Origin of the sequence: Lysinibacillus sp. FSL M8-0355 (genome assembly GCF_038008985.1) — a bacterium.
GTDB lineage: Bacteria > Bacillota > Bacilli > Bacillales_A > Planococcaceae > Lysinibacillus > Lysinibacillus fusiformis_D.
Window position 1 is genome coordinate 2512510 of the sequence record NZ_JBBPAI010000001.1, and the last position, 14373, is coordinate 2526882.

14 protein-coding genes and 1 riboswitch are annotated in these 14373 nt (G+C 39.9%); of the genes, 7 read left to right on the forward strand and 7 right to left on the reverse strand.

All coding sequences use genetic code 11. From position 1 onward, the window contains the following. The first annotated feature begins 30 nt into the window (after positions 1 to 30). On the forward strand, positions 31 to 207 hold the full coding sequence (locus MKY46_RS12315; protein WP_170829828.1) for a hypothetical protein: 177 nt from the start codon (positions 31 to 33) through the stop codon (positions 205 to 207). Positions 208 to 230: 23 nt separating this feature from the next. Here MKY46_RS12315 and MKY46_RS12320 read toward each other — a convergent pair whose 3' ends face one another. The 7 genes from MKY46_RS12320 to parE all read right to left on the reverse strand — a co-directional run bounded on the left by MKY46_RS12320 (position 231) and on the right by parE (position 8549). Then, entirely contained in the window at positions 231 to 980 is a 750-nt protein-coding gene (locus tag MKY46_RS12320; RefSeq protein WP_141905741.1) for a TatD family hydrolase, read from the reverse strand. Continuing rightward, positions 970 to 1719 (reverse strand): ABC transporter ATP-binding protein, encoded by a 750-nt coding sequence (locus MKY46_RS12325; RefSeq protein ID WP_340834363.1) that lies wholly within the window; start codon positions 1717 to 1719, stop codon positions 970 to 972. Before MKY46_RS12325 ends, MKY46_RS12320 begins: the two co-directional genes overlap by 11 nt. Next, complete coding sequence (locus MKY46_RS12330; protein WP_271909947.1) at positions 1694 to 2467, reverse strand: ABC transporter permease; 774 nt, start codon at positions 2465 to 2467, stop codon at positions 1694 to 1696. The genes MKY46_RS12325 and MKY46_RS12330 overlap by 26 nt, the downstream gene beginning before the upstream one ends. After that, positions 2467 to 2757, reverse strand: a complete 291-nt coding sequence (locus MKY46_RS12335) for a thiamine-binding protein (protein ID WP_036125941.1) — start codon at positions 2755 to 2757, stop codon at positions 2467 to 2469. Before MKY46_RS12335 ends, MKY46_RS12330 begins: the two co-directional genes overlap by 1 nt. Before the next feature lies 1 nt (position 2758). Further along, positions 2759 to 3754: an ABC transporter substrate-binding protein gene (locus MKY46_RS12340; protein ID WP_340834365.1), complete on the reverse strand. Its 996-nt coding sequence runs from the start codon at positions 3752 to 3754 to the stop codon at positions 2759 to 2761. Positions 3755 to 3907: 153 nt separating this feature from the next. Then, a riboswitch (TPP riboswitch) is annotated at positions 3908 to 4018 on the reverse strand. Positions 4019 to 4137: 119 nt separating this feature from the next. Continuing rightward, on the reverse strand, positions 4138 to 6576 hold the full coding sequence (parC, locus tag MKY46_RS12345; RefSeq protein ID WP_340834367.1) for a DNA topoisomerase IV subunit A: 2439 nt from the start codon (positions 6574 to 6576) through the stop codon (positions 4138 to 4140). After that, positions 6573 to 8549 carry a DNA topoisomerase IV subunit B gene (gene parE / locus MKY46_RS12350; protein ID WP_036117619.1) on the reverse strand — a complete coding sequence of 659 codons (1977 nt, stop codon included), beginning with the start codon at positions 8547 to 8549 and terminating at the stop codon, positions 6573 to 6575. Before parE ends, parC begins: the two co-directional genes overlap by 4 nt. A 559-nt stretch (positions 8550 to 9108) precedes the next feature. On the opposite strand from parE, the gene plsY reads away from it, so the two are divergent. The 6 genes from plsY to MKY46_RS12380 all read left to right on the forward strand — a co-directional run bounded on the left by plsY (position 9109) and on the right by MKY46_RS12380 (position 14357). Further along, the gene (plsY, locus tag MKY46_RS12355) at positions 9109 to 9711 is read left to right on the forward strand and encodes a glycerol-3-phosphate 1-O-acyltransferase PlsY (protein WP_036117616.1); all 603 of its coding nucleotides are present in this window, start codon (positions 9109 to 9111) and stop codon (positions 9709 to 9711) included. A gap of 19 nt (positions 9712 to 9730) precedes the next feature. Beyond that, positions 9731 to 10021 carry a HesB/YadR/YfhF family protein gene (locus MKY46_RS12360; protein WP_036117611.1) on the forward strand — a complete coding sequence of 97 codons (291 nt, stop codon included), beginning with the start codon at positions 9731 to 9733 and terminating at the stop codon, positions 10019 to 10021. Between the two features lie 152 nt (positions 10022 to 10173). Next, positions 10174 to 11715 carry a spore germination protein gene (locus MKY46_RS12365; protein ID WP_036117608.1) on the forward strand — a complete coding sequence of 514 codons (1542 nt, stop codon included), beginning with the start codon at positions 10174 to 10176 and terminating at the stop codon, positions 11713 to 11715. Between the two features lie 25 nt (positions 11716 to 11740). Then, positions 11741 to 12940 carry a Ger(x)C family spore germination protein gene (locus MKY46_RS12370; protein ID WP_340834368.1) on the forward strand — a complete coding sequence of 400 codons (1200 nt, stop codon included), beginning with the start codon at positions 11741 to 11743 and terminating at the stop codon, positions 12938 to 12940. Between the two features lie 4 nt (positions 12941 to 12944). Next, positions 12945 to 13178 (forward strand): hypothetical protein, encoded by a 234-nt coding sequence (locus MKY46_RS12375; RefSeq protein ID WP_036117602.1) that lies wholly within the window; start codon positions 12945 to 12947, stop codon positions 13176 to 13178. A gap of 30 nt (positions 13179 to 13208) precedes the next feature. Further along, entirely contained in the window at positions 13209 to 14357 is a 1149-nt protein-coding gene (locus MKY46_RS12380) for a GerAB/ArcD/ProY family transporter (protein ID WP_089932808.1), read from the forward strand. Positions 14358 to 14373: the final 16 nt, after the last annotated feature.

Genomic DNA, 14373 nt, shown 5'->3' on the forward strand with positions numbered 1-14373 from the left:
AGAATGAGAAAAAGATTGGAGGTTATGCTCATGTCACAATCGAGGGCTAAAAAGAAACGGATGCATGTTAAACGAACTGTCGGCAAGGATGTTGAAAAAAACCGTCAATCTATATCCTTCAGTACACACGAGCGCATAACAAAAACAAAGAATGAGAAACTCGATCATGATTTCACAAAACATAAAAAGCAGTATAAGGACGACTAACGTTCCCTATACTGCTTTTTCTTTTAAAGCCGATAGAAGGCATTGGTGTTTTGCGTGATAATTTGAGCCACTTCCTGTGTCGACAACCCCTTGATGGACGCTATGACCTCAATGGTCGAATGCATCATCCACGGAGATGTACGCTTATTTGTAAACGGTCCTTCAAAAGGCCAAGGACCATCCGTTTCCACCATCATTAGTTCAATGGGATAAGCTTGTATCAACTGTTGAATTTCTTGTTCATACAAACAATCAGGGGTGATCGAAATAAAATAGCCATGCTGAATCATGCGTTTCACCACAGCCTCATCCCCTTTAAACCAATGAAAATGTGCTTGGCGAAGCTGATGTTTGTCAAGTAAATCACAAACGATGCTAGCATCCTCATAGACAGCGTGTAACACTATTGGCTTATCCAATTCCTTTGCCAAGACTATAAAACGCTCTAATAGAGCCACATAAAGTCGGTCATCTATCGTTTGCTGTTGTCTTAAATAATAAGGTAAACCGACCTCACCAACAGCTACCATATGTTCTTTATGTGAACGGATCCAATCAAATAATGCCTCCTCATCGCTTGGATTTGGTAAAGGCTGTTCCGGATGAAAGCCAAAAGCGGCTTTCACTGGCTGATAGTTATTCGATAAATGCAATGTTCTTTTACAGGACGACAACTGCATGCTAACCGCAATCACCGTCTCTACCTCTTCAAGTAAGGCTGGAATTTCCTCATCTCGATACTGATCCAAATGAATATGAGCATCAATCAACAAACATATCACCCTTTTCCTCCTGTAAATACATAAATAATTGTTGCTTTAACGCTGTGAATGCTGCAGAATGTCGAATTTCCTCTTTCCGAGGTCTCTCAAACGGCACGATGATTTCCTTTTTAACCGTCGCAGGACGTTTGCTTAAAACAAGGATCCGATCCGCTAAAAAGAGTGCTTCCTCAATACTATGCGTGACAAATAGTATTGATTTACGATAGGCTTCCCAGATGGATAATAGCCACGCTTGCATTTCCAGTCTGGTGAATTCATCCAGCGCAGAAAATGGTTCATCTAAGCATAAAATCGGCTTATCACTGACCATCGCACGTATAAAAGATACACGCTGTTGCATGCCGCCTGACAATTCGTTTGGATAAGCATGGATAAATGAACCAAGCCCCACCTTTTCAAGCCACTCTATAGCACGTTCAGCATTTGGTTGATGCTGTAATTCCTCTACGAGTGTGACATTCTCTAAAATCGTGCGCCAAGGTAGTAGACAAGGCTGCTGAGGCATATAACCAATCGTTCCTCTTTTTCGCTGAATCTCCTCTTCATTTAATAAAATGGCCCCTTGATCAATCGTAGAAACGCCACCAATTAATTGAAAAAGGGTACTCTTACCACTGCCAGAGGGACCAACAATGGCCACAAACTCTCCATCTTTAACGTCAAAGGATACATCTTCAAGAACTTGCAGGGTATCAAAGGATTTAGCGATGTTTTGAATGCTGAGCATGATAGCCTCTCCCCTTCACCATGAATTTTTCAAGTAAGCGAATACTGCTAAACAACAGTAAGCTTAATAAAACAATCGCAAAAATGGCTACGAATACACGATCAGTGCGGAACGAGGACTGTGCTAAGGTCATATAAACGCCTATTCCTTTTTTTGCACCAAGCCACTCCGCAATAACAGCGCCCATCACACTATACGTCGCAGCAATTTTTACACCTGAAAAAATCGTTGGGTATGCATGAGGCCATTCAAGCTTCCAAAAAGTTTGCGCCTTTGTAGCACCAACCATGGCAAAATAATGCTTTAATTCAGGTGCTGTTTGCCGAAATCCGTCCATTGCCGCAATAACAATGGGGAAAAAGCACACGAGGCAAATAATGATGAGCTTTGGTAATAAACCAAAGCCAAACCAAATAATGAGCAATGGTGCTAAGACAAGAATAGGGATATTTTGCGACATAATTAAAATCGGATAAAACAACTCCCGAATAAATGTAAATCGATGCAAGACAATCGCCACCATTAATCCACAGGCAATGCCAATGGCAAGTCCTAATAAAGCTAATTGCATCGTAGCCCAAGCATGTGGTAAAAAGGTTTGATAGGCTTTAAAAGCTTCCAACAAAATACTACTTGGTGCAGGTAATAACCAATGAGGAACTTCAGCCACATGCACAATGAGCTCCCACACGAATAAGAGGAAGGCGATAAAAATAATCGTCCTTCCCTTTTGCAAAGCTTGTTTCATTACTGGTATTTCTCCGTTAATGTATCCATTGTTATACCAGTTGGCTGATATAATATTTTCACTTGTGTAATGACATTGATAGCACCAAGCTCAATCATCTTGTCATTCATTTTTTCAATGATTTGCAGCAACATTGACAGCTCACCTTCCATCGTCGTTTCCAACGGATGTACCTCATATTTCACACCAGCAGCATCTATCACAGCAATCGCCGCATCGACATACGGTATAACATCCTCAAATTTCTCTGTTTTTGGAATGATTTGAACACTGATTAATGAATTCGCCATCTTATTTGGTCTCCTTTTTAGGTAAGAAATCGTTTGTAAAGGCTTGTTTCGCATTAAATTCGCCCTCTAACACGTTGTTGCTAGACATCCATTTTGCATAGTTTTCCCATACAGAAAGCTTTTGCTCTCCCCATTGCTTGGCATCATCCTGATATTTATCGGCTAGCCATTCCTGACTTTTATGCACTAACGCTTGATCTAAATCGGGAGCCGCTTCTATTAAAATATCAGCCGCCTCACTTGGATGCGCTATGGCGTATTCATAGCCCTTCGATGCAGCCGCCACAAACGCTTTAACTAGGTCAGGATTGTCCTGGATCATTTTTTCATTTGTAGCTAGAACAGGTGTATAATAGTCCAGCTGATCACTATAATCTGTTAAGTACAGCATATTAATCTTTTCACCCCGTAGCTCAGCTTCAATACCTGTCCACGCGTAATAAATCCAAGCAAAATCAATATCCTTTTGCATCATCGTGAAAAAATCTAAATCTCCTGCATTGACGATATCTAGTTTATGAATGTCTGCCTTTTCTGTTTGCATCAATGATTGTAAGACAGCTTGCTCTAGTGGAGCCCCCCAACCGCCATAGGTTTTACCTTCGAAATCCTTTGGTGATGTAATACCTTTTGATGCAATAGAAGCAAAGCCAGATGTATTATGTTGAATAATAGCGGCAATGGAGACAAGAGGCACATCTTGCACACGAGCCTGTGTAATCCCTTCCTGATAGCTCACACCAAACTCTGCCTTGCCAGAAGCAACAAGCTGATCGGCTCCTGCCTCCCCAGGCATAATAATGTCAACATCTAAGCCCTGCTCCTCAAAATAACCGAGTTTTTTTGCGACATACAGCCCTGTATGATTTGTATTTGGTGTCCAATCTAAGACCACTGATACTTTTTTCAGCTGATCAGTAGCCTGCTTGTCCTCCTTGTCACTACAGCCCACTAACGTTAAAAGTGCAGCCACTAGAATAAATAACCATTTTTTCATGCGAAGTCCTCCTAGTTGATAATGTGAAAGTGTTCATGATTGAATGTTGTCACCAGAAAGAAAGCGTATGCGTTTGGCAAGATATTGCTTGAAAACATAAAAAAACGCCTAGGATTCCTCCCAGACGTATTGCAATCAATCTTCAAAACTTTGCTTTTTTGAATAGATGTTCCCTACGCTGGTACGAGCCAAATCAGGTTCAAAGGGTCAGCGTCTATCGGACACAATCTCAGCTAGCAACTACTAGCCCCCCTACATTCTTGTGCTATGAACTTTTCGTTGATTATTATACCCATAGTTACGCTAAAATGACAAGATGCTATTTTTGACTAACGACTGCTCTCGTAAAAAAACCCAGCACTCCTAAGAGACTGGGCTTATCATTAGCTTAGTTTCTGTTCTTTTTTAGCCGTTAAAACATGGGAAATAGCCCCATCTGTTGCAATATCCACTTTAAACGAACCGTTGGAATGGCGATCAGCACGCGTCAATGTTTGGACATCAATGAGCTCTTGTACACCTTTTTCCGTTTCAATCACTATTTGCTCCTCATTCGTTGCTTGAATAACTGCCACAATACGGTGAGGATTTGCTTTTAATTCTGTTAATACTTTTAGACCACGTTTTGCACGACTTGCCACTTCAACTTCTGCAACATTCATTTTCTTCACGGCTCCACGCTGTGTGACGATTACCACATATTGTGTAGCATCAGGCTGTAGCACATTGACACCGACTAAGGCTTCTCCATCCTTTAACGTGATGCCTTTGACACCGCCTGTTTTCACTCCTGTAACTGGCAATTCCTCCAGTGGGAAACGAATCGCATAGGCTGTATCCGTTGTTAACATCAGTTCCACATCATCTGTCACAAACGATGCATAGATCATCGCATCGCCCGCTTTGACATTCATTGTTTTTATTGGCTTCGAATAACGCGTCACCGCATAATCTGCCAGTGGGGAGCGTTTAATTTGACCATCTTTTGTAGCTGTTAAAATATACGTATTTGGCTGTTCGAATGTTTCAAAGCCATACACTGCAATAATAGACTCATCTTCCCCTGTTGGCACAATACTTGAAATATGCTGTCCAAGATCCTTCCAGCGAATATCAGGTAGCTCATGAACAGGCTGGTAAATATAATTGCCTCGATTTGTGAACAGTAACAGATGATGCTGTGTATTTAAGGTTGCTTCATACAATAAGTAATCCGAATCCTTCATCGCAAAATCCTGACCATTGGAAGCGGCATGTGAACGTGTGGATGTACGTTTAATATAGCCATCCTTTGTCACCGTCACCACAACCTCTTCACTTGGCACAAGGACATCTAGCGTAATTTTAATTTCTTCTATTTCCTGCTCAATTTTCGAGCGACGTGGCTCTGTGAAGCGTTTCTTAATCTCTAGTAACTCTTGTTTAATGACACGTACAAGCTTGGCTTCACTTTGTAAAATTCCTTCTAGCTTCGCAATCAACTTATTTAACTCGTCTTGTTCTTGACGAAGCTCTGTGATGTCTGTATTCGTTAAACGATATAATTGTAAGCTAACGATCGCCTCGGCTTGTACCTCTGTAAAATCAAACTTCGCTTGTAAATTAAGCTTCGCATCCTTCTTATCGTTAGAAGAACGGATTGTCGCAATCACTTCATCTAAAATGGAGAGTGCTTTAATTAACCCTTCTACAATATGAGAACGATCCTTTGCCTTTTGTAAATCATAAATCGAACGGTTCGTCACCACTTCTTTTTGATGCGCAATATAGGCATCTAGCAATAATGGCAATGTCATCATCGTTGGACGACGATTATGAATAGCAATCATATTAAAATTATAAGCTACCTGTAAATCTGTTGTTTTAAATAGGTATTGTAAGATTCCTTTTCCCGGAACATCCTTTTTCAGCTCAATCACAACACGTAAGCCTGTACGGTCTGATTCATCTCGGATTTCCGCAATACCCTCTAAACGTTTATCTACACGTTGCTCATCAATTTTTTTCACAAGATTCGCTTTATTCACATCATATGGTAATTCCGTGATGACAATTTGCTCTTTGCCACCCTTGATCGGTTCTACTACGGCTTGCGCACGGACAATGATTTTACCTCGACCTGTTTCATAAGCCTTTTTGATGCCATCTACCCCTTGGATAATCCCACCTGTTGGGAAATCCGGCCCTTTAATCACAGTCATCAATTCATCTACTGTCACGTGCGGCTTGTCTAAGCGCATTAACACAGCATCCAGCACTTCATCTAGCGCATGCGGGGGAATATCTGTCGCATAGCCAGCCGAAATCCCTGTAGAGCCATTGACTAGTAAGTTTGGAAAACGTGCAGGTAAAACAGTTGGTTCCATATCTTGATCATCAAAGTTTGGTACAAACTCGACCGTTTTCTTGCCAATATCTCGTAACATTTCACCAGCAATAGCAGACAGTCTCGCCTCTGTATAACGCATCGCAGCTGGAGGATCACCATCAACCGAACCATTGTTACCATGCATCTCAATAAGCATATGACGTGCCTTCCAGTCCTGACTCATACGTACCATTGCTTCATAAACAGAGCTATCACCGTGCGGATGGTAATTACCGATTACGTTCCCGACAGTTTTTGCGGATTTTCGAAATGGTTTATCCTGTATATTGCCTTCTGTAAACATTGCATATAAAATACGACGCTGTACTGGTTTAAGACCGTCACGTGCATCAGGCAACGCGCGGTCTTGAATAATATATTTACTATAGCGACCAAAACGATCACCCATCACTTCTTCTAGCGGTAAATCTTGAAACTTTTCTGTACTACTCATGCTTGGTCCTCCTCTTGTTGGATGAATTCATTTTCTAAAATATTTGAATCATCCTCCATACCGAAGTCAACATTGGCTTCGATCCATTTACGACGCGGTTCTACTTTATCACCCATTAACGTCGTGACACGTCTCTCTGCACGTGCACCATCCTCGATTGTGACACGAATTAATGTCCGTGTCTCAGGGTTCATTGTCGTATCCCATAGCTGGTCAGCATTCATCTCACCAAGACCTTTATAGCGCTGCAATATGTAACCCTTTCCAACTTTCTGGATGGCCTTTTGTAAATCGTTTTCTGTCCAAGCATATTCAATCACTTCTTTTTTACCAGTACCTTTTGATACCTTATAAAGTGGTGGTAAAGCGATATAGACTTTGCCTCCTTCAATGAGTGGACGCATATAACGATAGAAGAACGTTAAGAGCAAGACTTGAATATGTGCCCCGTCCGTATCCGCATCGGTCATAATCACTACTTTATCGTAGGCTGAATCCTCCACAGCAAAATCCGTGCCAACACCTGCTCCAATCGCATGGATAATCGTTGAAATTTCTTCGTTTTTCATAATGTCCTGTAGCTTGGCTTTTTCTGTGTTGATGACCTTACCGCGCAAAGGCAAAATCGCTTGGAATGTACGATCACGACCTTGTTTGGCAGAACCACCCGCAGAATCACCCTCAACTAAATACAACTCATTCTTGGCCGCATTGCGAGACTGAGCTGGTGTTAATTTGCCTGATAGAATCGTACTACCTTTTTTGCTTTTCTTGCCATTCCGAGCGTCCTCACGCGCTTTACGAGCCGCTTCTCTTACTTGTTGCGCACGGATTGCTTTACGTACAAGAGAAGCCGATAACTCTGCATTTTCCTCTAGCACATACAAAATTTGCTCTGACACTACGCTATCTACGGCTGAACGAGCCTCACTTGTACCAAGCTTGCCCTTGGTTTGTCCTTCAAATTGTAATAAATGCTCTGGAATACGAACAGACACGATTGCTGCTAAACCCTCACGAATATCTGTCCCTTCAAGGTTTTTATCTTTGTCCTTTAGCAAGCCGATTTTTCTTGCATATTCATTAAATACACGCGTCAATGCCGCTTTTGCACCCGTTTCATGTGTGCCGCCATCACGAGTACGTACATTATTAACGAATGACAAAATCGTTTCTGAATAACCATCGTTATATTGGAAAGCGAATTCTACTTCAATATCATCTTGTATGCCTTCTACATATTTCACAGGATGAAGAACATCCTTTTCTTCATTCAAATACGCAACGAAAGCTTCAATGCCATTCTCATAAAAGAATACATCTTGTTTGCCTTCCTCGCGCTCATCGATTAATTCAATTTTTAAGCCCTTTAATAAAAAGGCTGATTCACGTAAACGTTCTGCTAACGTATCATAATTGAATTTTGTGACAGAAAAAATCGTTTCGTCTGGTAGGAAATGAACAAGTGTACCTGTTTGCTTCGTTTGCCCAATTTCTTCAAGTGTTGTGACAGGATGTCCACCATGCTCGAAGCGCTGACGATACTTTTTACCATCACGATGAATCGTCACCTCTAAAAATGTTGATAGTGCATTAACTACAGAGGAACCTACACCATGCAAGCCACCACTTGTTTTATAACCACCTTGTCCAAATTTACCACCTGCGTGTAGCACCGTAAAAATAATTTCAGGGGTAGGTTTACCCATTTTATGCATACCTGTTGGCATCCCACGGCCAAAGTCGCGCACACTCATACTTTGATCCTTATGAATTGTGACAATAATATGAGATCCAAAGCCGGCCAGTGCTTCATCCACCGCATTATCTACGATTTCATACACAAGGTGATGAAGTCCACGGCCATCCGTTGAACCGATATACATGCCAGGTCGTTTGCGTACCGCTTCTAATCCTTCTAATACTTGTATAGCGTCATCATTATAAACGCTAGTTGACTGTTTATTCGTCAAAAAATTCCCCTCCAAAAAACAAACGCATGTTCTATTTATGTTCTCATCCTAATAATAATAGCATTTCCTGTCAATAGCTAGCGACAGGTCCATTAAATTTTTAAAATTTGCTCACAGTTTTGATCATCTTTATCAATAGTAAACATCTGCAACAGTTGCTTAAAATTGGTATTTAAGCAGGGCAGACTGCTACTAGTATCCATAAACGTTTGACGCATAGTAGCCGATTTAGTTTCAGCATACATAGAATCTAGTTCAGTGTAAACGCTACAATGTTTATTACGGTTAAACTGGATAAAGTTAGACTTCTATTCTACCAAAGGAATGAAGGATTGACAAAATTGCCTTTTTGCCTATATTTTTATAAAGGCTTTTTTTCACTTTCTAGAATCTCATGTCTGAAAGCCTACCCCTTATTAATAGGTTTTCTTTTGTATTGAATTCAAGGCTCCTAATGAAATCTCCTTCATAACATTGTAGATTAGCAAGAAAAAGTGTAAAATACTTGTTACAAACTATTAGTACCAAGTGATGGACTATGAATGAAAGGAGTCCAGCTATGATCAATGGACTTATTATTTTATGTGCTTATCTAATCGGCTCTATACCTTCTGGATTATGGATAGGTAAAATTTTTTATAATACCGATATTCGTGAACACGGGAGCGGTAATCTTGGTGCAACCAACACATTCCGAACATTAGGGAAAAAAGCAGGTATTGTTGTAACCGTAATGGATGTGCTCAAAGGAACAGCTGCGGTTTTATTAGTAGCACTTCCCGTTTTCTCTGACAGCACACTGCATCCCTTATTACTTGGTCTTGTTGCCGTAATCGGTCATATGTTTCCGATCTTCGCCAATTTCCGTGGTGGAAAAGCAGTGGCAACATCCGCAGGTGTTTTATTAGGCTATTCGTGGCCACTCTTTGTCCTATTATTTATTACCTTTATTGTGACATTAAAAATCACAAAGATCGTCAGCCTAACATCGATGATAGCCGCTTTAGTAGCACTTATCTATGCAATCGTTTATTATTTTGTTACGGGTGACTTTGCATTAGGCATCTTGGTAGCCTTTTTATTTACCTTTATTATTTATCGTCACCGTGCCAATATTACACGTATTAAAAACGGCACTGAGCCAAAGGTAAAATGGCTTTAGGAAGAGAGGAGCATTCGAAATGAACATTGCATTGACAGATGAAGCACTCCAGTGGTTCAAACACGAAATGGAAGTAGAACCAGGTGATACGATTCGTTTTTATGCACGCTATGGTGGCTCTAGTCCTTTTCATGAAGGCTTTTCACTTGGCATGACTCGTGAAGAACCTATTGCTATAGGCGTACAGACAGTGGTTGATGATGTAACCTATTACATTGATGAGAAAGATCTCTGGTTCTTTAACGATCACAACTTACATGTTGACGTTGATGCTAGTAATGATGAATTGCAATATGACTATCGTACATAAAACAGTCTATCCTTTCAGTCCATGAAAGGATAGACTGTTTTTTTATTTGGCTCCATCATGCCAATAGTTAGATTTTCACCCTCACCTCGTTTATCTCTCCAAAAAATTGTCCACTCTATAAATAATGAGCGTATATTTGAGGAGGAAAACACATGTCTATGTCTAACAATATCGATACCTCCCCATCCCATACAAACGATTTGTTGTATACATCCCTAGCTAAAAATAAAAAAATCATTGAACAGGCGCTTGGTCACAGTAATGACATCATCATACGTGAAATCACAATTGGTGAATCTACCCCTCATAACATCGCTATCATTTCGATCGATGGCTTGTCAGATAAAACGACAATCTCCGATTCTGTTATTGATAAGCTTATGGCAAATATCGAGGAAGAACAAGACATTGAAATAACGACCATTAATCAATATGTACGAAACTCCTATTTAACAGTTGGGGATGTGTCGAATATCGAGCATTTCACAACACTCTACAATGCCATTCTCAATGGGGAAACGGTTATTTTATTAGATGGGTTTGCAGAAGGGATTGTGACAAGTACCAGAAGTGCAAAGGATCGAGCCGTTACAGAGCCATCGACTGAATCTGTTATTCGAGGTCCTCGGGAATCCTTTACAGAAACCATACGTACCAATACAGCGCTCATCCGTCGCAAAATAAAAAGCCCGAATCTCTGGATAAAGTCACGAGTTATCGGTGATGTGACACAAACAGATGTAGCGGTTATGTATATAAATGGCATTGCCAGTGACAAAATCGTCGCAGAGGTATTAGCCCGATTAGACCGCATTAATATCGATGGCATACTGGAAAGTGGCTATATAGAGGATTTTATTCAAGACTCTAAAAACTCTATGTTTCCAACAGTTTACAATTCAGAACGTCCAGATGTTATCGCTGGTGAATTATTAGATGGCAAAGTGGCGATTCTAGTTGATGGTACTCCCTTTGTCTTAGTAGTACCAGCGTTATTTACATCCTTTTTGCAATCAGCGGAGGATTATTATCAGCATTGGATGATTAGCTCACTTGTACGCATACTTCGCTTTTTTGGCATCGGTCTGGCATTAGTCGCGCCATCCTTATATGTGGCTATAACTACCTTTCACCAGGAAATGCTGCCAACACCAATGTTAATTAGTATTGCTTCACAAAGAGAAGGCGTTCCCTTCCCCGCAGTTGTGGAGGCACTCATTATGGAGATTGCCTTTGAGGTATTAAGGGAGGCTGGGCTTCGTATGCCTAGAACAATCGGCCCAGCGGTGTCTATTGTCGGTACTTTAGTTATTGGTCAGGCGGCAGTTGATGCGGGTGTGGTATCTGCTGTAATGGTCATTATTGTAGCTTTAACAGCAATTTGTAGTTTTCTTTTCCCTGCCTACGGTTTGTCGAATACGATTCGTGTGTTACGTTTCCCATTAATGATTTTAGCAGCTATGTTTGGTTTATTTGGTGTTATGTTCGGTATTATGGTCATTATTCTCCATTTATGTAGTATTCGTTCATTTGGTGTACCTTATTTAAGTCCATTTGCACCGTTAGTTTTAAAGGATCAAAAGGATGCCTTTCTTTTGTTCCCTCGTAGAAAGTTACTAACACGACCTCGTTTAGTTAATCAAAAAAATATTGTTAGAGGACATAAATATGTCAATGTAAAGGGCAGGAAATAACTACTGGATAAATGAGGAATGGAATATGGCAAAAATAAAAGTGATTTGCTTACTATGTATCCTCACTTTACTGTTAAGTGGCTGCTGGAGTAAGCGTGAATTAAATGAATTAGCCATTGTCGTAGCACTGGGTATTGACAAAATAGACGAAGAATATGAGATTACCGTTCAAATTGTTGATCCAAGTGAAATTTCGATGCGACAGGCTTCCACGCAACGCTCTCCTGTCGTTAGCTATCATTCGAGAGGCGAGACCATCTTTGAGGCAATTCGAAAAATGACAACCAACGCTGCCCGAAAACCGTATTTTGCCCATCTTCAAGTGGTTGTTTTAGGGGAAGATCTAGCAAAAGAAGGAATTAGTGATTCACTTGATTTAATTGTAAGGGACCATGAATTTCGTAAGGATTTCGATGTCATTATGTCTCATGAAGCGACAGCGAAGGAAGTGTTAAATGTACTAACGCCCATTGAAAAGATACCCGCTAATAAAATGTTAAATTCCCTTGATGTCTCTGAAAAAGCTTGGGGCGCCACAATAGCTGTCAATATAGATGAGTTAGTCAATACATTAACGAATAAACATAAAGGGGCATTAATTACTGCTATTGAAGTACATGGTGATAAGAAATTAGGTGTAGATCAAACAAATGTGCAACGAGTTAAAACGCCTGTGCTGTTGCAGTATGCAGGATTAGCGGTCTTTAAAGGGGATAAATATATTGGACTATTGACTGAGGGAGAAAGTAAAAGCGTTAGTTTCCTGAATGATAAAATACAGAGTACGATTGAAATCATAGCCTGCCCAAAGAAAGGAACTCTATCATCTGAAATCACTCAATCCACAACAAAAGTGAAAGGGTCTTTTGATAACGGAAAGCCGAAAATTGATGTCCGTATTCATGTTGAGCAGAACATAGGAGAGGTCGAATGTGATATTGATCTTACAAAAAATAAATCCATTGATTATGTCAATAAAAAAACAGCTAAGGGCATTGATGAACGAATTCAAAAAACATTGGAGAAAATACAACAGCAATATGAGGTTGATGTGTTTGGTTTCGGTGATGCCTTACATCGTGCAGATCCAAAACAGTGGAAAAAAATTAAGGATGAGTGGGCTTCCATCTTTCCAGATTTGGCGGTAGATGTGCAAGTGAAAGTAACGACACAAGGTTTAGGTACGATGCAAAATTCATTATTAAACAAGCCAAAGGAGGAGTAACGAAATGGTGCTAGCTGTAGCCATCTTTATCATTTCAATGATCCTAGCACTTATTTTTATACCAAAACTAAAAAAGCAGCATGATTCAAAAACCATTGTCGTATTTTCTATTTTGCTTCTCATCGGAACGGCTTTGAATATGGGAAATGCGCTAAAAATCCATATTCCAAGCCCATTGGATTTGATTACCTTTATCTTTACACCAATTAAAGATTATATTGTGTCATTAACAAAATAGATAGAAGGATAAAAAATGGAGGGTTGCTCGATGGAAAAAGAGATTATTAGTTCAAGACAATTTACAATCATTACATTCCTCTATTCTATCGGAACGGCAATTTTAATTATCCCTTCTAGTATTACGGGTGCCGCTAAGCAAGATGCATGGATTGCCGCCTGCATTGGAGTTGTCCTTAGCCTGCTGGCCGTTAAATTATTTTTAACACTAGCCAACCAAACACCGTCACTTAATTTTGTAGAGGCAAATGAAAAAATTCTTGGTCGTTTTTTTGGAAAAATCACAGCCAGTTGTTTCCTAATCTTAACCTTTCTATCTGCTGGAGAATTACTCTATTTTATCGGTATTTTTATGAAAACCGAAGTCATGCCGGAGACTCCGACATTAGCATTTGCCTTGATGTTTAGTATTATCATTATGTACGCTGCTTATTTAGGCATTGAGACCTTTGCCCGTTCAGCAGAAATTATTTTTCCAGCATTTGTCTTTATTTTTATTTTTTTTATGGTTTGTATTACGCCTCAAATTCATTTTGAGAACATTCAACCCTTATTAGAAGCAACCAAAACATCTATGCTTTATAGTATTGCACGCTTTATGAGTATCTTTTCCTTTCCATTACTGGTGTTATTAATACTGTATCCTGCTGGTGTCAATGTACAGCCATCTGCACAGAAAGGGTTATATTTTGGGACAATCCTCGGTGGCATCGTCTTAATTACGTTGATTGTGCTATCGATTCTTGTTTTAGGACCTGAGAATACGTCATCTAGAACATTTCCTAGCTATGCCTTAGCGCAAAGAATATCGATAGGGAATTTTTTGCAGCGCATTGAAATCATCATGGCCTTTATGTGGATTTCATCCATTTATATTCGCACATTTATGTATTTCTATACGACTGTTGTCGGTCTTGCGCAAATTTTAAAAATCAAGGATCATCGCCCTCTCATATTACCGATGGGTCTAATTGTCATTGGGCTTTCTCAAATTATTCATCCAGACATTGTACATTCAACCAATTACAATAATGAAATTTGGCCAATCTTTTCTTTTATAATCACCATTTTATTACCGATACTTTTATTGATTGTCGCAGTTATACGAAATCGCAAAACCAAAGCTCAAAGTACCGAAACGCCTAATACAGAAACAACGAATGACAATCAAAAAGTCTAATTTCTTTTATGGTGAG

Bases quoted from the DNA above. Each gene is read 5' to 3' on its own strand.
- MKY46_RS12315 (WP_170829828.1), top strand. From the start codon at position 31: ATGTCACAATCGAGGGCTAAAAAGAAACGGATGCATGTTAAACGAACT.
- MKY46_RS12325 (WP_340834363.1), bottom strand. From the start codon at position 1,719: ATGCTCAGCATTCAAAACATCGCTAAATCCTTTGATACCCTGCAAGTT.
- MKY46_RS12330 (WP_271909947.1), bottom strand. From the start codon at position 2,467: ATGAAACAAGCTTTGCAAAAGGGAAGGACGATTATTTTTATCGCCTTC.
- MKY46_RS12335 (WP_036125941.1), bottom strand. From the start codon at position 2,757: ATGGCGAATTCATTAATCAGTGTTCAAATCATTCCAAAAACAGAGAAA.
- MKY46_RS12340 (WP_340834365.1), bottom strand. From the start codon at position 3,754: ATGAAAAAATGGTTATTTATTCTAGTGGCTGCACTTTTAACGTTAGTG.
- parC (WP_340834367.1), bottom strand. From the start codon at position 6,576: ATGAGTAGTACAGAAAAGTTTCAAGATTTACCGCTAGAAGAAGTGATG.
- plsY (WP_036117616.1), top strand. From the start codon at position 9,109: ATGATCAATGGACTTATTATTTTATGTGCTTATCTAATCGGCTCTATA.
- MKY46_RS12360 (WP_036117611.1), top strand. From the start codon at position 9,731: ATGAACATTGCATTGACAGATGAAGCACTCCAGTGGTTCAAACACGAA.
- MKY46_RS12365 (WP_036117608.1), top strand. From the start codon at position 10,174: ATGTCTATGTCTAACAATATCGATACCTCCCCATCCCATACAAACGAT.
- MKY46_RS12370 (WP_340834368.1), top strand. From the start codon at position 11,741: ATGGCAAAAATAAAAGTGATTTGCTTACTATGTATCCTCACTTTACTG.
- MKY46_RS12375 (WP_036117602.1), top strand. From the start codon at position 12,945: ATGGTGCTAGCTGTAGCCATCTTTATCATTTCAATGATCCTAGCACTT.
- MKY46_RS12380 (WP_089932808.1), top strand. From the start codon at position 13,209: ATGGAAAAAGAGATTATTAGTTCAAGACAATTTACAATCATTACATTC.